Genomic DNA, 18,421 nt, shown 5'->3' with positions numbered 1-18,421 from the left:
AATCATTATTCCTCGACCACCGTGACTCTTTTTGGCAATGCAAACCAAATAAAAATCGACAAAATCAAGAACAACAAGGCAGCGACATTCAACACGGAACGATGTGATTGGCTAAAGGCCTGTTTTGCAGCCGTAATCACATGTTCAGCAATCGCAGGTTGTAATTGCTTGGCAGCTTGAACCGCCTCTCCAATCGAGCTACTCACCTGTTCAATAATGCGATGCGGCACTTCGGTTGGTACTACAATCGAGTTGGCATAGAACCATGACAACATCAGACCGAAAAAAGCAATTCCTAAACCTGCTCCCAGCTCATAGGCCATCCCTTCAATTGCCCCTGCTGCCGTCGCTTTGCTTGGTGGCACTGAAGACATAATCGCAGAGGTTGAAGCCAATAAAGCAATTTCCACGCTTAAACCTAAAACAACCATCCAGCTCCAGACTTGCATCTTCGCCTGCATAAAATCAGTATTTGCCAATCCCCACAAACTTACCGCACTCATCAACATACCGAGCGATGCGACTGAACGGAGTCCAAAACGATTGACCAGCATACTGGCAATTGGGCCACCTAAACTAATCGCAACCATAAACGGTAAAATGAATGCCCCTGCTGCCAATGGTGAAAGTTGGTAAACAAATTGCAGTTCTTGTGAAATCAGCAATTCAAAGCCGACCAGCGCCATCATGGAAACAATTGCCATCACCACACCTGTCGCAATAACAGGGTGTTTGAATAATTGGATATCAATCATTGGAGACGTTGACGTGAGCTGTTTGCGGACAAAGCCCACCAGCAAACTTAAGCCGACAGCAAAGATTAAAACCGACCAGATGCTAAACCCATGCATTACGGTTTTCACCGCATAGATCATGCTCAGAATGGCCACCACCAAAACCAGCGCCTGTAACAAGTTAAGGTTCTGCTTTGGTTGCCCAGCCTGTTTTGGAATCACAAATACCGTTAAAGCCAACACAGCAAGCATAATCGGAACATTAATCAGGAACACAGCGCCCCAATGGAAATGCTCCAGCAAGAAACCACCTAATAATGGGCCAAAGGCTGCACCACCACCGCCGACAGTTGCCCAGATTCCAAGTGCGAAGTTACGTTGCTTCTCATCCAGAAAGGTATTACGGACCGCAGATAAAGTCGCAGGCAAAATCATGGCCGCACCCACTGCCAATAACGCACGTGAACCAATTAAGGCATAAGCAGTAGAAGAAAATGCAGCTGCCAGTGACGCCAGACCGAATAAGATCCCGCCAATAATCATCAGCCGTTTAAAACCAATACGGTCTCCCAACGCACCCATCGGTAAAATCAGGCCCGCCATGACCAAGGAATAGATATCAATAATCCACAGCAATTCATTTGCTGATAAAGAAAGTGACTCACTCAACGTCGGTGTCGCCACGTGTAAAACGGTCGCATCAATCGATACAGGGAGATAGATCAATACAACGATTGCAAGAATTAACCACTTGCGTGACATAAATGCCTCTAAATTGGACAATTGTTCAAATTGCTGTCATTATAACCAAAATTGAACACCTGTCCAACTTTAAAATTTGGAGTAGTGTGTTTCCGTTTTATATGCAGGTATAGGTGCAAACAAAGAATGGCTTATTTAAATCGCGAACAACGTCGTGAAATGATTTTACAGGCGGCCATGCAAGTCGCTTTAAACGAAGGTTTTTCTGCGATGACCGTACGCCGTATTGCCACCGAAGCGCAAACCTCGACAGGACAAGTGCATCATCATTTTGTCTCCAGTTCACATTTAAAAGCAGAAGCATTTATCAAACTGATGCAACAACTGGACGAAATTGAAAATCAGGTCAGCACAGCCAACGCTTTACAGCGCCTCTCCCTGTTATTGGGTTGCGAAAATATTGAGCAGATTCAACCCTATTTAAGACTCTGGAATGAAGCCGAAGTTCTCATTGATCAGGATCAAGAAATAAAACAGGCTTACAACATCGCCATGCAGGACTGGCATCGTTCTATTGTGCGTATGATAGATGAAGGCCAAGCACAGGGCGAGTTTCATTTTGAGACCAATAGCCATGACATCGCATGGCGGTTAATTGCGTTTGTATGTGGTCTGGAAGGAATTTATAAATTAGGGCTGACTGGCTTAAATGAAGCTGATTTTAAGCGTCATACCGAAGCCATCATTCAGGCAGAATTGTTTAAAAAGTAAAATGAGAAAACAATGAGACACCCCTTATTACAAACACCAAGACTGGATTTATTTCTATTTCAAATAGATGATCTAGCCGATATCTATCCTTGTGTAACCACAACTATAACGCGTTATATGACATGGGAGCCAGCACAAAGCTTTGCAGAAATCGAACAGATTGGGCAAACATGGCTTATCTCAGAAACAAAACGTACGGATCACCATTTTGTATTACGTAATAAAGAAAATCAGCAATTTATTGGCTTAATTGGCATCCATCACTTAAATACTGCAACACCCGAATTGGGCTTATGGATTCGGGAAGATTGCCATAATCAAGGCTTTGCCAAAGAAGGCCTCTTAGAAGTTTTTCGTTGAACTTCTGCACATATCTCTGCCCAATATTTCTTATATCCTGTTGCAATCGAAAATCAGCACAGTCGTAAACTGGCTGAATTTTTAGGTGGAACTGTTGCTGGATACAAAACTGAACGAAAATATGAGGCAGTGATTTATCATGTTCCACCCTATCAAGATGATACGAATTAGAACCAGCCTTTGCGGCCATTTAAAATTGCATCGGCACAGCGCAAGGTTTCTTGGCTCAAACCCCACAGACGATAATCCCCTGTTGCGGAGGTCACGTTAAAATTATGGGTATAAGCAAAACTCAATTCACGATCAAAATCACACCATGCCCCTGAACCATTAAAACCCACATGCCCAAAGCCATGTGGCGCACGTTTGCCCATGGTTAAAATACGGTGATAACCTAATCGCCAATGCATTGGAATTGGCATCACTCGATCACGTGCTTTGCTTTGTACCGCACTGAGTTGCTTAAATACTTCTGGACGAATGAATTGTTGCCCCTGCCATTGCCCTTGATTGGCCAGCATTGCATATACTTTAGCTAAACTATCCGCAGTAAATACACCATTGGCTGCTGGAATAACGGCTTGTAATCCTTCATCACTGTAGAAGCTAAAATTGCGCATCCCTTTTGGGATCATAGCATCCTGAAAATCCTGAGGGTTTTGCCCTGAAAGCTCTAATAATCTTTCTGATAAGGATGCTTTACGTGGTTGATTATTTTTCTTGGTTTGAGGCTTAGTCGAGGTTGGGGCTTTTGGCTTCACCAATAACCGCGCAACACGATCTAGTTCTGAAGGAGGCGTGCCGAAATATGCCCCATCCAGTTCAAGAGGCTGTACAAGATAACGCTGCATTAACCAGTTTAATGGCTGCTTGGTTGCTTTTTCGATCACACCACCCAAAATCCAACCATAGGTCAAAGGCTGATAGGCAAAACTTTGTCCTGCCGCAAAACGCGGTGTTGCCGCTGCAACCACATCCAGCATATGCGACCAATCCAGCATTTCTGTCGCGGCATCAATCATATTGCGAATATCAAACAAGCCACTTTGATGCGATAAAACATGACGCAAAGTAATATTGGCTTTGCCATTTTGAGCAAATTCAGGCCAATAATGCGCAATAGGTTGATCGTACTCAAGTAAACCTTCACTCACCAGAATATGCGCAAGGGTTGCAAGAATGCCTTTACCCGTTGAGTAACACATCGCTAATGTATCTGATTGCCAATCTTCTTCTTGAGATTTTTTACCCGTAAAAATATCAACGACTTTTTGACCTTGGAAATACACCACCAATGCCGCGCCGCCTTGCTGGCTTCGGGCATCTTGTAGACGGCTAAATTGGCTAGCTAAGTCAATAAAGCGCTCATCAACACTGCCATGATAATGATGCGTATCGGCAAATAAAATTTCTTTAATCAAAGCCCAATTCCTTATGATATTTATGTTTTTATAATATCCCTGTTGCGAACAACAGGGAGCATTTTTAATTTAAAAATGTATTAAAGTGCTTTCACTGTACCAGCCACATGCGGCTTTTTAGATTTCACATTGCGGATCAAGAAATCAGTTTGCGTTGATTCAGCTGCAGTTAAAAACTCAACCGTTGAAGGTAAATACATTGGCAATTTAAACCAGACATCCGCTTCATAAGCTGCTGGAAGTTCAATGCTCGCCAAAGCTTTGGCCTTGCTCCACATACCATGTGCAATTGCCTGTTTAAAACCAAATGCTTTTGCAGTTACAGCGTGAATATGAATCAGGTTAAAGTCACCAGAAATCACCGCATAACGACGACCTGTATTTTCTGAAATATTCCATTCTGCTTGTGGTTGATAAGCTGGTTCTTGCGTATCTTTAGCCTTCTCATCTGCTTTTTTCTCAGTTTTCTGGCGCGATAAATACGTGGTTAGACTTTCCATCACCACTTCACCAGCAACTTTCGCAGTTGTGATGAAATCAAATTGTAAACCCTTGTCGTGCGGTTTCAGTTCACCAAATTTACAAGACAGCGTAATTTGCTCATTCACACCAATTTTGCGTGTCTGCTTAATCTGGTTACGAATATGCACCAAACCCAAGATCGGGAATGGGAAAGCTTCGCTGGTCATCATGTGCATTTGCAGACTTTGAGACAAAACCGCTAAATAAATTGCAGGTACGAAACCATCATTTTTAAAACCACAAATCTCGTTATAGCTTTCTAAATGTTTGGTATCAATTTTAAGTGTATCAACCACATACTCAACTTGTGGCAGAACCTTCTCACCTTGTGGCTTTTTGAAAATGAGACCTTGAATGACTTTTGGATAAGCTAAATAAGGTTTTGGCAACTGACTAAAATGACGTGTATTCATAATAAACCTTTCAATATTTTTATAAAAAAGGGATGCACAAGCACCCCTCTTCAAAACCCTAATGCTTAAGCACCTAACAAGCTTTGACCGCAGACGCGAACAACGTTACCTGTCACACCTGTTGAACCAGTAGACGCATACCACGCAATTGCTTCCGCAACATCTACAGGTAAACCACCTTGGTTCATTGAGTTCATACGGCGACCAGCTTCACGGATCGCGAATGGAATCGCAGCAGTCATTTGCGTTTCAATGAAACCTGGTGCAACTGCATTGATGGTAATACCATTTTTCAATGTCGGGGCAGTAAATTTAACCAGACCGATCACACCTGCTTTAGATACTGCATAGTTGGTTTGACCGAGGTTACCCGCGATACCACTGATTGATGATACACAAACGATACGGCCATTTGCATTTAAACCATCATGAGATAGTAAGTAATCGTTAACACGCTCAATTGCAGACAAGTTAATGTTAATTACAAGATCCCAAAGCTCAGGCTTCATATTTGCCAAAGTTTTGTCACGGGTAATCCCTGCATTGTGAACGATCACGTCTAAACCGCCCTGTTTTGCAGCAGCAGTCTTGATTTTTTCACCCGCATCAGCAGCCGTAATGTCGATTGCCAATACTGAACCGCCAATTGAACCTGCAACACGCTCAAGATCGGCTTGTTGTTGTGGAACGTCTAAGCAAATGACATGTGCACCATCACGCGCCAATACATGCGCAATCGCTTCACCAATACCACGACTTGCACCAGTCACTAATGCAGTTTTGCCCGCAAGTGGCTTCGCCCAGTCTAAATCAGCCACATCAGCTTTAGATACGCGGATCACCTGACCTGATACATAAGCAGAACGTGGTGAAATCAAGAAACGTAAAGTTGATTCAAGGTTTGCTTCTGCACCTTGGTCGACATAAACGACTTGAGCAGTAATGCCTTTTTTGAATTCTTTACCAACAGATTTGATGAAACCTTCAAGCGCACGTTGTGCAATCGCCTGTTTGACTGTTTTTGCAGTTTCAGGTGTGGTACCGATCACAATCACACGGCCTGAACTTGAGATTTGACGAGCGATTGGATTGAAGAAGTTATACAACTCTTTCAACTGCTCAGAATCCTGAATACCAGAAGCATCAAATACAACGGCTTTAAATTTAGATTCTTTATCATCGGCATTCAATGGACGAAGATTTAAGCCGACTTTTGCAGCAGTTTGTTGTAATTCAACATTATTACCGACATAGCTATCTGCATGAATATTGCTAAGAACTTGAGCAATCGCACCAGAAACCGTACTTGATGGTGCTGCGCCAAGCAATACTGCTCCATTCACAACAGGCTGAGCACTTTCAAAACGATCTAGCGTTACTGGTGATGGTAGACCTAAATTTTTTACAACAAATTTACCTAAAGGTGATTGTGTAAATGCTTGGTACTGATCAGTCATGGTTATTATCTCTCATACAAATGAATTTGTTACAAACACATGAATCATGTTGGGATATGGCATGAAATCAATGTCTGATTGACTCATTACAAATCATACTTGAGTTCATGTCTGGATGTCTTGACCTGAATGTGGTCTCAAGCGTCATTCTAGTCAATACAGCAGTATTGAAAATATGGTATGTTTGTACCAAGAATATCGCAATTATGCTTGGAAAAGCCTTATGAGCAAAACAACTCAAGAAAATCCAGCAGTCGACAATTCTGCTCAGGAGACTGTGTCAAATACATCAAAAGCAGCGACTACGAAACGTAAAACTGCGACCACTACTCCAAAAGCAGCAACGACGACACCAAAGACAACGCGTACCCGTTCTACCAGCCGTAGTGCGAGTACTACAAAAAGCGCTGCTTCTACAACGACAAAAGCAGCGGCAGCTAAAACAACCAAACCTTCTGTTCAACAGGATAAAACCATGAGCCAAAACACTGTGCGCCGTGTTGCCATTATCGGCGGTAACCGTATTCCTTTCGCTCGCTCTAACGGCGCTTATTTCACAGCTTCTAACATTGACATGTTTACAGCTGCGTTAAACGGTTTGGTTGAGCGCTTCAACCTGCAAGGTCAACGCCTAGGTGAAGTGGTTGCGGGTGCGGTATTAAAGCACAGCCGTGACTTCAACATGACACGTGAATGTGTGTTAAACACGCAACTTGCACCAGAAACACCGGCTTATGACATTCAGCAAGCATGTGGTACTGGCTTACAAGCAGCGTTCTTGGTTGCAAACAAAATTGCTTTGGGTCAAATCGAAGTGGGTATTGCTGGCGGTGTGGATACAACATCTGACGCGCCAATCGCTTTTGGTGATGGCTTACGTAAAGCACTTCTTGAACTGAACATTGCCAAAACAGGTAAAGACCGCTTAAAAGCTTTAGCAAAAATCAATGTAAAAGACCTTATGGATGCGCCTAAAAATGGTGAACCACGTACAGGTTTATCTATGGGTGACCATCAAGCAATCACTGCGCTTGAATGGGGTATTCCACGTGAAGATCAGGATGCTTTAGCTGCATCTTCTCATCAAAAAATGGCAAAAGCATACGAAGAAGGTTTCTTTGATGACTTAATCACGCCATTCTTGGGTTTAAGCCGTGATAACAACTTACGTGCTGACTCTACTGCTGAAAAATTAGCGAAATTAAAGCCAGCATTTGGTAAGGGCGAAGCTGCAACTATGACAGCGGGTAACTCTACGCCGTTAACTGATGGTGCATCATGTGTACTTTTAGCTTCAGAAGAATGGGCAAAAGCAAACGGCCATGAAGTGCTTGCATACCTGACTTTCTCTGAAACTGCTGCGGTTGATTTCGTGGGTAAGAAAGAAGGCTTATTGATGGCACCTGCTTATGCAGTTCCACGTATGCTTGAGCGTGCTGGCCTTAAACTTCAAGATTTCGACTACTATGAAATCCATGAAGCATTTGCATCACAAGTGCTTTCTACTTTGAAAGCTTGGGAAGATGAAAAATTCTGTAAAGAGCGTTTAGGTCTAGATGCACCTTTAGGTTCAATTCATCGTAGCAAACTCAACGTTAAAGGTTCTTCTTTAGCTGCGGGTCATCCATTCGCTGCAACTGGCGGTCGTATCATCGCAACTGCTGCAAAAATCTTAAATCAAAAAGGTTCAGGTCGCATTCTTGTTTCGATCTGTGCTGCTGGCGGTCAAGGTGTCACAGCGATTATTGAAAAATAATCGTTCGTTAATATACGGAAAAGCTGAATCAAATGATTCAGCTTTTTTATTGCTCAGTGCTTTACTGCGCTTATGCCCTGCTTAATCAGATGCAGATTCATCAAGTTGTATAGCATTACTTACGATATATTCCTGCCAATGCTGATATTTTTCAGGATTTTTAAACTGTTCAGATTCAGCATAATAATGCAGTAACTGCTTCAATGCATAAGGATAATCAGCATACTGCAATGCCCTTTCAAAATATTGGATGGCCTTTTTAATATTCTGCTTAAACTGATGCCCTGCTTCATACATCAGTGCATAATAGATCGCCGTATATGCTTCGTCTTTATCACGCTTAATCAGCTTGGCAACTTGAGCATATGCCGCCTGTTGATAGTAGATATCAGCAAGCTGTTCCCCACTGAAATAAAACTGCTGCTCGGCACGTTGATAATATGTTGCGGCAAGCGCCAGATCCTGTTCAACGTCAATCCCATCATAATAAAACCCTGCCAGATTTTTGCAGGCTTGCCCGTTACCCAATTGTGCACTCTTGTTAAAACATTCAATCGCTAGCTGGACATCCTGCTCAATCCCATGCCCGTTAAGATACATACACCCTAGATTGTTCCAACCCCACGAATTGTCCAGTTGCACAGCTTGCCAGTAATAGTCCAGGGCACGCACATAATCTTGCTGCACACCTTCACCGTTATTATAAATCAGGCCCAAGGCCACCATACTCTCACTATCCCCCTGATCCGCAGCAGCCTGATAATATTCTATGGCTTGCGCAATATCATGATATTCTTCAAAATATTTCGCCATTTTCAACAAGGTGTTGACCTTCAGCTGGCCAAAATAGCTATGGCCTTGGGCGGCTTTCCAGTATGAATAGAACTGCTCGAAAAATCTTAAATCCTTGCCTTGGAAATTAAAGCGCCGCAGATAAAATTGGGCAATCTGATCAGGGGCAGCTTGTACCAGTTGACGCTGCGGGTTGATAAAAAATACATTCAGCGCTTTGAATAAAGTTAATAGTCCTTGTTCCGGGTCATAACGCTCAATTGCCGGCGCGATATAATCAAAACTTGTTGTTCCCAGCATGTTTTGTTTTGCATCATAGTAATAGCTTCCCGCTGTCGTGATGCACTGGAACAAGCCGTGACTGACGTGTTGGATACGCTCAAACTGATTGGCAAGCGGGATCAGCCATCGCTGTTGCTTGGCATCGAACAGACCATATTGCCCTGCATGTTCAAAAGGATAAATATCCTCGAGTTCATGCAGATATTCCCCCTCAATCAGCTTATCCATGCCTTGCGCTAACAAAAAGCAATGGGTTTCGGTCTGATAGACATACCATTGCTTGTCTTTGCGATAAGCAAAACTACGATAACCATAACCCGACCATTCCTTCAGCTGATCAATATCATCAATCAGTAACTCGCCATTTGGTTTTAATACACAAATCTTGCGCTGGAACTTATTCAGCTTGACCCATAAATAGCCATTACTGAGTGGTTGCAGTACATCTTCAATATACTCTCCCAGATAGCTGCCGTTACTCAGGAAATAACGTCTCTTTGCCGAGCTTTTTTGTGTACAGTAATACAGCTTAACCTGTTCATTTAAATAATCCAGATCGAAAGGATGATCCGATGATTCAGCGACAATAGCCTGATGCTGGAGATTAACCAGGCGATACTGACCTGCTTTAAACACATTAAAAACGTCCGAGTAAAGTAGCTGCTCTACTGCTTCGTAGCAGGCTGGAATCATCCATTGACCATCTTCCACACAGATTAGGCCTTCTAATTCCGGCTTTTCCTGTGGATGAACCACTGCATAATTTTTACCTTCCAGTTGAAAACTATCATAAGCATCCGTAAACTGTGCTTCGAGCAGAATCTTCCCATAATGATTGAGATAACCATATTGTGCATTGCGCTCAAATACGGCGATTCCCTCATCATTAAACGCCCAGATCTCGCTCATCTGCGGTGCAAGAACAACTTCTCCCTGACGGTTTCTGAGTCCCCATAGGCCATTTTCCTCAAAGCTTTCCGATGCATCGCGATAAAGTGATTCTTCCCAATAGCCCAATCCCCATTGCACCCAGTCTGTCTGTAAAATATCTAGAAAGTTTTCATAGCCCGTTCTGGCCAATACCACATCCAGAACAGTTAAATCCCGCTGCTCCAGAGCCTGATCATACAAGGCTTTTTTCTCCAAGATGTCTTCAAGCCATTGCTGTGCCTGCTGACGATGACTGTCCTCATTCATATTAAAGACATCAGTGGCATCCATTTCAAGCTGCTCATAAGGCAAGTGCTGTAACAGCTCGAACATGGTCTGCTGGGCCTCTACACAGCCCGCCTGTTCACTGAATTGATATTGTTCATTTAATAAATGGTAAAAACGTTGTAAGTACTCAATACCACCTTGGCGGTCAAAGTACAGCAAATGCCCCTTACGGGAAGGTTGTGCAAAAAACAGCGGAAGTAACAACTGTGGAATTTCATATTTCCACTCACCTAAATAGCCCAAATCGCTATGCTGTTTATCTTTATTAACATTATATAAATAAATTCGATGTGCCATGCATTTGTCTCTAGTTATTATCTTTATTGAAGTTCATACCCGAATATAGGGTAAGACTACACTTTTGTAGCCACGCCTTATATGTGTTGGTTATTTGATAGATGGTGTTGCACTTATACTACTCTATCTCGCCCGTTTAAACTTCACATAATAATCATTTAAAACTTTAATCGCTTGCTTAAGTTCTTTGAGATTTTCTTCATTATTTCCCAACCGTTCAACAAAACGTTGTGAATGAATTTCCAGATCGATCTTTTCATTAATTTGCGGTGCAATCCGAAATAACTTTTCCAGATCATCAAATCGATCTAACTTTCGGTTTGAGAAATACTCTAGACGAAACCCTAACTCATTCAGCACTACCCCGCCCAAAATCGCCCCTTGTTCAGCATCAAAGGTCAAAGCATGTTCTTTTAAAAATAACTGCTCAGGTGTTTCTTTAGAACTTTTAAATAAGTTGGTCAATTGGCTTAACATTTCGAGATCGCATCACTATTTTTCAACTGTATTAAACCGCTAAACCCATTATTGAAGCAACCTTCGCATCAGCAGATATAAAAAAAGCATCTGTTAAAAGATGCTTTTCCAACAATTATTTTCCGTACTGTTTCTTTAAATATTCCACAATCTTGGCAGATTCAAACATTTTTACACCTGTATTCGGATCGACCAGATACGGCACCTGAATATCACGCCCCATCACTTCAACCACTTTTTCACGCTTACCATTTGGTAGCGGAATATATTTCCCCGGTTTTAAACGCAGTATTGCTGGCCCCATGTCCTGCCAACGCTCTTTCGGCACATTATGCAAAATATAGGGAAGTTCTAACTCAGTCAGGACTTCTCGTACCAAACGAGTATAAGGGCTTGCCTCAAAGCTCCAGAGTTCCAATAACTGCGCTGGCGCTGGACGCTCAATAATCTGCTGATTAATCCAGACCCCACGCGCCGCATTGGCGACTGTCGCCAATGCAGATACATAGGGAAGTTTTGGATAATGGCTAAATTTTTTCGGTGTTTGGCCTGTTTTACCATAATGTTTAAACAAATGATGAATAATTGCCTGTGACTCATATAGCTGGTCACCTGTATTTTCATCAATTAAAAAAGGAAATTGTTTCTTCCCACCTTTTTCTTTCACGATCTGGCGATATTTTTGACCGCTTTTTGGACATGGATAAATTTCCACATCCAGATTCAGCAAAGTAATAACTTCACGGACACGGCGGCAAAACGGTGAACCTTCAAACTCATAGAGTTTTATTGCTTTTGCAGGTTGATTTGGAAATGGTGTTCCCATTGCACCTCGTCCACCTTCAATCACACTGGCAACAACAGATTGTAAAACTTTGAGTTGATGATTCACCCTATTCAGCATGGCGCTATCCTTTTAGCAGTCGACTAATTTTTCTTTTGCAATCACAATGCCATTATTATCTGCGTAGATATAATCGCCTGAGTTGATTGTCACGCCACCAAAATACAAGCTGACATCGACTTCACCTATGCCTTTGCGATTACTTTTTTGCGGGATTGCAGCCAATGCATGTACGCCTAAATCCAGTTCTGCAATCGCATCGACATCACGTACACAGCCATAGATGACCACCCCATTCCAGTGATGTTTCACTGCTGACTCGGCAATCATATCTCCCATCAGGGCACAGCGCATGGATGCACCGCCATCAACCACCAGTACTTTACCTGTACCATCCGTTGCCAAGAGTTCTTTCACACGCGAGTTATCTTCAAAACACTTTACCGTAACCACTTGACCACCAAAGGTTTTACGTGCGCCATAGCTTTTAAAGAATTTACCATCTAAAGATGGGATGACCACTTGTAGCTCTTTTTCAGGGTTATCATCTAACAAATCACAAGTTACAAAAGGAATTGTCGTCACTGAAATTCTCCATTATTTGCTTTGTTGTATGCTTAGGTTATCGTACAGTTTAAATGCGGCAGTCTGTGTTTGTGCTGCAACCAGCATAGTATGCGCCAATTGCTCAGCGGTAACAGGTTTAAGTTTAAACGGCCTAGTCCACGTTTTTTCCACCAGCTTAAATGCAGTCTGCGCCAGATCCTCTAGCAAGCGCACGTCACTACGTTTACCAATTAAAAGCGAAGGCTGGAAAATCGATAGCTTATAAATTGACAGGCTTTTGAGGTAGTTTTCGAGTTCACCTTTCACTTTATTATAGAAAATTGGCGAATTTGCGTTCGCTCCCAACGCGCTCACAATTAATAAATGAATATTTTTATCCTGAACCAGATCAGCAAAATGCGCATTAATTTCATAATCAATTGCATAGAAAGCGTCTTTAGAACCCGCCTGTTTAATGGTACTTCCCAAGCAACTAAAGGCATGGGTATAGGCATTAACATCTTCATCATTCAATAACAGAAAATCTTCCAGAATCAGTTGGGTGACCTTACTATAAGCATTTAATGTTTCTGATTTTTTTCTGACGACAACGGTAATCGAACTAAAATCTTCTGCTTGTTGTAGCTCATCCACCAAGGCCTGACCAACCAATCCTGTAGCACCAATTACAATTGCTTTTTTATCACCTATTCTCATTTTTAATTCTTCCAAGCTATGACTAGGCTTAATGTAACGTTTTCTTGCACGATTATCATCTGTTAAATGTACTTAAAAGTATCACAAGACTTGACTTCGGGGCTTAGTTTCCTCAAAATATGGCACTTGTTTACGGGCTGGTGAATGTTGCCAATATTTTTTGGTTTTAACTTCAGCCCGCCCAGACCAACTTATTTTCAAGGAGTGCACGAGTGGCAAACTCTGCTCAAGCTAAAAAACGTGCTCGTCAAAACGTTAAAGCACGTAAACACAACGCAAGCTTGCGTTCTATGGTTCGTACTTACATCAAACGTACTGTAAATGCGATCGCTGCTGGTGATTATACTGTTGCTACAGAAGCTTACAAAAAAGCTGTTCCTGTAATCGACCGTATGGCTGATAAAGGCATCATCCACAAAAACAAAGCTGCTCGTCATAAGAGCCGCTTGAACGCTCAAGTTAAAGCATTAGCTAACTAATTTGATGCATATAAAAGAGCCCGAGTTTTCGGGCTTTTTTATTGTCTTCAGTTTTTCTAATAAGGTTGCAACCCCGTTCCCGCCTCTTTCACGATCATGATCAGTTTCTGGCAAAACGTATAACTCTCCTCAAGCAATCCCAGATCACGCGTACGCGCATTGTGTTGTGTAAAAGCCTGTTTATAAAACTGATAGCGCTCATTTAAATAATCATGATCCTGACTCAGTGCAATCATCATTAACTCAAAACGAAAATCCAGATCCACCGTAAAGTCTGCTGGCATATCTCCATATGCCCACGCTTGTAAGGTCTCCAGTTTACCGTGCCCTACATTTGAAAAGATAAAATGGATATAAGCATCTAAATTTTGGAAGAAATCCTGAATATTGTCTTTGCTTTCCCAACGCCCCGTTAAAAAGAAACAAGGCTCAGAAGTATGCTTCCCGATAGAATGTTGATGGACATCCATCGAACGTAGCCGAAAAATCAAACGTTCAGATAGCTGCTCTTGCAAGTGATCAGGAATAAAACGATCGGTAAAATCCATTGCAAAAGACAGCATCGGGCTAATGGTCAATTTCCTAAGTACCATCTTCAATTGATAAAACACGCCCAGCTGTCTTTGAGTCAATAAAAAGCAACGATAGCCTGTATCAAGCGCCAATTCTGGTCGACCGATATTTCCCCAGTTTGAAATAAAATCATGTGCCACATTAAAAACATCAAGTTTGAGATGTTGCGTATCTTCTTGCTGCTCAAACCATTGGCTAATCAGTTGCTCAGCAGCAGCCATATTATGCGGAATATCAAAATTGCCTGTTTGCAAAGGTGATTTCACCTCTTCGACAACCTGAATTTGTTTTAATTCCAATGGTTCCAACAAATAAGGTTGCAGCATATGCGACACTGCATTTTCTGGAGACTGCAATTCTCCAATCGCCCATACATTATAATTCGGCTCATAAAACCCTATTCCCGTTTCTTGAACCGTTTCATAAAAGACCCGATACACCGCATCATTTTCAGCTTCTTGTATCAATGCATCTAAACGCACACTTGCGCCTATGCCCTGAGCAAATTGCTGCTTGATCTTTTCGACCCACAGCTGAGTAGGCTCAGAGAAATAGGCCTGATATTGTGGATCACAAATTTTATTGGAAAATAATAGCAACCATGCCTGCAAAGTTTTGCCATGACTGGAAATGTTGCAATACTGCTGATGCAACTCAAAAGCAACTTGATGAGAATCATCTTCTGCGGGCACTTTGCCTGTAAAAATCTCAGGCTCCCATAAATAAATTGTGCTTGATAACATCTTTTTATCCAATTATGTGTCAGTTTTCTCTTTTTATTTTCATATCATGACGAAAAAAGACCAATTTTAAAAGACCAGTTTTTATTATTTTTAACTTTTTAGGACATATGATGAGTGATAAAAAATATGAAGCCCCGAAGCGCTCCATATTTTTATTTATTAAATTCAGATTAAATCTTATGGTGATTAAGGACTCACGGCTAAAGCCTTAGCCGCAACTGGTAAATTCTTAGCAGATAAACCAGCAAGTACTAAACTATTATTCATCACTGGAATGCTCCATTTTTGATTGGCGCCGTTGGTACAACGATAGCGAATTAGACGTGCACGATTATTAGTTAAATAGCCGCCTTCCAAATCGAAGCACTGATTCGATTGCTTAATCGCTTGCGCCGCAGTATCAAGCTCCCACACCTGACTGTTTGCTGCACTACAAGACATGAGATTAATGACATTCCCAGCCGTGGTTGTTAGGCATTGGTCAATATATTGCTTATTATGGATTTTACCCAATGCATCATAAATCCATTTTTCGGAATCATTGCCGACACAGCCTGTTGATCCACTAATAAATGCATTTAAGTCACCATTCGCCAACTTCTCAGCTTTTAAACAATTGGTTCTGTTTAATAAACTGGTACTTGATACAAAATTCAAATCGCCTTTGAGTTCTAACTTTTCAACAAAAGCACGGAATGCAGTTAATGCATCGGCATTTAAATTGGTCAATTTTGAGCGATACACATTGATCCAGCGATTTAAACGATAAAGCTTAATCTGCTGCTGAGTATAACGCACCATTTCAGTTTGTGCTTCTGGTGATAACTGATCTTTAAAGGTTCTATAAGAATCAAACAGCAATTTAGATTCAGGGGAAAGATTTACAACAGCCTTATTCTTATTATTAAGTAAAGCCTGCTCCAGTTGAGGTAATTCAAGCGCCCTTAAAGCTGAATATTCTGCATCCTTACCAATTTCAATGGCTGGTGCTAAAGCAGTCTTGTTAGCTGGGATCGCGAAACTAGACAATAATACCGCCGATGCTTGGTCGGCTTTTTTACAGTAAAGATTGACTTGCTGGGGTGCGTCACTTTGTGCCAGATTAATATGGAACTTATTGGCATTGCCGTTCATGCGCTGCGGTGCCAAAGCGATATTTTGACTTGCACTAGCAAATCGCACATTCAACCAACAATTTGCGGTTGTAGCATTTGGATTCACTTGTGGCAAGTCAAATACATTCCCCCAATTTCCTTTTGCTGCTGGATAGATCAGACCAACTTGTGCGACTGGATCGTACCCACCCAAGATCGTATACACAGGTACGCCGAACATTCTTGGTTTTAGATAGTTACCATCAGCACGGTTATACCAGACGTTACTTGAATTTGGCGTTTTAGGTTGCGCAACTTCCATCATCCGCGTTGTTGCATTCCATTTTTTATAGCCTGTTGGCGAATTGGCATCCCACACATAACGATCAAAAGCAGGCTGAATTTTTAGAGAAGTACTATAGCCCGTGTAATGGGTATACCTAGAAATACTGCTTGCCGTTGCGCCACCCGACATTGCATCCCAACCATAGGCATATTTATTCAGGAAGTTTGGTACACCATTGGCCCCATCACCTAAATTGGTATTGGTCCAATTGAGGTTGCCACGCATTTTATTTCTAAAGGCAATATAGCCCCAACCACTATCCGCATGATGTGCAGCCCAGAACATATTTTCACCCACAGCACCAGGATAATGCCCCAGCCCATAATGATGGCCAATTTCATGGCTAAATTCATTGCCCACAGAATCGATCAAGGTCAACATACCATTACCACCACTTAAGCCATGGGTGGCCTCACCGTTGCTATATTTGCCGTGTGCATAATGCGCTACCACACTTTGAGTCAATTGAGGTTGTTCCTGACTCGCCATTGAAGCACTGGTGATGCCCCAGTTGGCCAGATTAATCCCCACTCCAAAAGTCGACTTGGCGGTATTCTCACGCATATCACCGCTATACACATCACCCGTAGTTGCGCTGGCTGTATCATAAATAACACCACTTGCAACCATAACTTTGTTGAGTCTTAAATCATCATATTTTGCGACGATCATACGTGCAGCAGGAATAGTCTGAAAGTAATCAGTGCCTGCTTTTGCAGGCTCAAGCAGCATATAATGACCCATAGATTTCGGCGGATCAGTTAATAAGCCTAAACGGATATTCTGCACCACCAATTCACCCGGCGCGGCTAAATCAATATTGTCCGCGGTTAAATCACCACTACGATTATTCAGCGGATCAATCACGCGAAGATGCAGACCTGCTCGGATTTCATGCCATTTCAAGGCAACTGTCCATGCTCGCTTTGAATAACTTACAGGCGGACGTCCATCTGTATTGGATTGATCCGAAGCTGCAATTCTCGACGGCTCTTTCAATTTAACGGTTCGGAGTAGTTGATTACCCTGATAAATTTCGACTTGTAATGTTTGTAAATCCCCCATTTCCGCCAATGGAGTAACCAGCAATAACGCATCTTTTTCCGTGGTTAGGCGTGGCATTGAATCTTTTTCATTATTCTTAGGATTAACCACATGGCTTTGTGCGAATTGCAGCATCGCGGCAAAACTGCCATTTAAATCATTGCGTAATAATCGTGGCAGTCCGAGTTTATCGTAATCATAAAAGCCCAAGACAGCTTCATCAATCACATCCTTGTTGGGTTCAGGATACTTTTCCATAACAGGAGGAATCGATGGGGTTTCTGTCGTCGTATCTTCACTTTGGTTCGGTGTTTCAGATGTTCCATCACCCGGCAACTCACTGGTTCCATTATCTGGAATTAGGTTCCCATTTCCCGCGGTCGTATTATCATTCTTCGGCGGCTCAGTATGATTTGTTCCACTTGTACTATCTGAAGAACCTCCACCACAGGCAACCACCATCATGGACAGTAAACAGACCGTTAAATATTTAAGTTGTAATTGCATCACATTTCCCCAAGAAAAACTTGTCAAATTATCGTTAATGATAAATTTTGTTAATTAATTAAAATTAATATAAATCATATATTTATAATATTAACAATTTAAATGATCGAATGTGAAGTTAATTTTTAACATTGAAATAGTATGCTTAATTTATTGTAATTTTAAAATAATAAGCGCTGATACAGAATCAAAGCCACAACAATGCCAGACCGATGTACAACTACATTTTTATAACTCAAATAAGCTATTTTATGAAAATAAAATTAATTTAAATTGAAGTGTATATAAATAATTAAATAACGCATGCTGGAGAGCATCTTGAATAA

General features: G+C 41.8%; 14 protein-coding genes and 1 pseudogene. 4 read left to right on the top strand and 11 right to left on the bottom strand.

Annotated elements, in window-relative coordinates; genetic code table 11:
- Positions 1 to 5: 5 nt before the first annotated feature.
- Positions 6 to 1,496 carry an MFS transporter gene (locus AWW72_RS09295; RefSeq protein WP_005257014.1) on the bottom strand — a complete coding sequence of 497 codons (1,491 nt, stop codon included), beginning with the start codon at positions 1,494 to 1,496 and terminating at the stop codon, positions 6 to 8.
- A 126-nt stretch (positions 1,497 to 1,622) separates the two neighbouring features.
- Between AWW72_RS09295 and AWW72_RS09290 the strand changes: the two genes are divergently transcribed.
- Together AWW72_RS09290 and AWW72_RS09285 are read left to right on the top strand one after the other, a co-directional pair.
- A complete protein-coding gene (locus AWW72_RS09290) occupies positions 1,623 to 2,207 on the top strand; it encodes a TetR family transcriptional regulator (RefSeq protein ID WP_062847147.1) in 585 nt (194 codons plus the stop codon).
- 12 nt (positions 2,208 to 2,219) lie between these two features.
- Positions 2,220 to 2,738: pseudogene (locus AWW72_RS09285) on the top strand (GNAT family N-acetyltransferase).
- Here AWW72_RS09285 and AWW72_RS09280 read toward each other — a convergent pair.
- From AWW72_RS09280 to AWW72_RS09270, 3 genes are all read right to left on the bottom strand, one after another.
- The gene (locus AWW72_RS09280; RefSeq protein WP_062847146.1) at positions 2,735 to 3,988 is read right to left on the bottom strand and encodes a serine hydrolase domain-containing protein; all 1,254 of its coding nucleotides are present in this window, start codon (positions 3,986 to 3,988) and stop codon (positions 2,735 to 2,737) included. The pseudogene AWW72_RS09285 and the gene AWW72_RS09280 sit on opposite strands and share 4 nt — an antisense overlap.
- Positions 3,989 to 4,068: 80 nt before the next feature.
- Positions 4,069 to 4,923, bottom strand: a complete 855-nt coding sequence (locus AWW72_RS09275; RefSeq protein WP_062847145.1) for a MaoC family dehydratase — start codon at positions 4,921 to 4,923, stop codon at positions 4,069 to 4,071.
- 65 nt (positions 4,924 to 4,988) lie between these two features.
- Positions 4,989 to 6,380, bottom strand: a complete 1,392-nt coding sequence (locus AWW72_RS09270; protein ID WP_004771693.1) for a 3-oxoacyl-ACP reductase — start codon at positions 6,378 to 6,380, stop codon at positions 4,989 to 4,991.
- A gap of 223 nt (positions 6,381 to 6,603) precedes the next feature.
- Here AWW72_RS09270 and AWW72_RS09265 point away from each other — a divergent pair, with 223 nt between their 5' ends.
- A complete protein-coding gene (locus AWW72_RS09265) occupies positions 6,604 to 8,136 on the top strand; it encodes an acetyl-CoA C-acetyltransferase (RefSeq protein WP_062847162.1) in 1,533 nt (510 codons plus the stop codon).
- Positions 8,137 to 8,217: 81 nt separating this feature from the next.
- Here AWW72_RS09265 and AWW72_RS09260 read toward each other — a convergent pair whose 3' ends face one another.
- The 5 genes from AWW72_RS09260 to AWW72_RS09240 all read right to left on the bottom strand — a co-directional run bounded on the left by AWW72_RS09260 (position 8,218) and on the right by AWW72_RS09240 (position 13,309).
- Positions 8,218 to 10,725 (bottom strand): tetratricopeptide repeat protein, encoded by a 2,508-nt coding sequence (locus AWW72_RS09260; protein WP_062847144.1) that lies wholly within the window; start codon positions 10,723 to 10,725, stop codon positions 8,218 to 8,220.
- Between the two features lie 123 nt (positions 10,726 to 10,848).
- Entirely contained in the window at positions 10,849 to 11,202 is a 354-nt protein-coding gene (locus AWW72_RS09255; protein WP_004771691.1) for a hypothetical protein, read from the bottom strand.
- 115 nt (positions 11,203 to 11,317) lie between these two features.
- Positions 11,318 to 12,106, bottom strand: a complete 789-nt coding sequence (locus tag AWW72_RS09250) for a glutathione S-transferase N-terminal domain-containing protein (RefSeq protein WP_062847143.1) — start codon at positions 12,104 to 12,106, stop codon at positions 11,318 to 11,320.
- Positions 12,107 to 12,118: 12 nt separating this feature from the next.
- A complete protein-coding gene (gene rraA / locus AWW72_RS09245; protein WP_005257007.1) occupies positions 12,119 to 12,631 on the bottom strand; it encodes a ribonuclease E activity regulator RraA in 513 nt (170 codons plus the stop codon).
- A 12-nt stretch (positions 12,632 to 12,643) separates the two neighbouring features.
- On the bottom strand, positions 12,644 to 13,309 hold the full coding sequence (locus tag AWW72_RS09240) for an NAD-dependent epimerase/dehydratase family protein (protein WP_062847142.1): 666 nt from the start codon (positions 13,307 to 13,309) through the stop codon (positions 12,644 to 12,646).
- A gap of 212 nt (positions 13,310 to 13,521) precedes the next feature.
- On the opposite strand from AWW72_RS09240, the gene rpsT reads away from it, so the two are divergent.
- Complete coding sequence (gene rpsT / locus AWW72_RS09235) at positions 13,522 to 13,788, top strand: 30S ribosomal protein S20 (protein ID WP_004771687.1); 267 nt, start codon at positions 13,522 to 13,524, stop codon at positions 13,786 to 13,788.
- Positions 13,789 to 13,844: 56 nt separating this feature from the next.
- Here the strand turns inward: rpsT and AWW72_RS09230 are convergent, their stop codons facing one another.
- Both AWW72_RS09230 and AWW72_RS09225 read right to left on the bottom strand, forming a co-directional pair.
- Entirely contained in the window at positions 13,845 to 15,104 is a 1,260-nt protein-coding gene (locus AWW72_RS09230) for a hypothetical protein (RefSeq protein ID WP_062847141.1), read from the bottom strand.
- 186 nt (positions 15,105 to 15,290) lie between these two features.
- A complete protein-coding gene (locus AWW72_RS09225) occupies positions 15,291 to 18,095 on the bottom strand; it encodes a M66 family metalloprotease (RefSeq protein WP_062847140.1) in 2,805 nt (934 codons plus the stop codon).
- Positions 18,096 to 18,421 lie beyond the last annotated feature (326 nt).

Source organism: Acinetobacter sp. NRRL B-65365 (assembly GCF_001605865.1).
Lineage (GTDB): Bacteria > Pseudomonadota > Gammaproteobacteria > Pseudomonadales > Moraxellaceae > Acinetobacter > Acinetobacter vivianii.
Note: the sequence above shows the minus strand (reverse complement) of the source record. Positions and strands in the feature narration are given on the sequence as shown.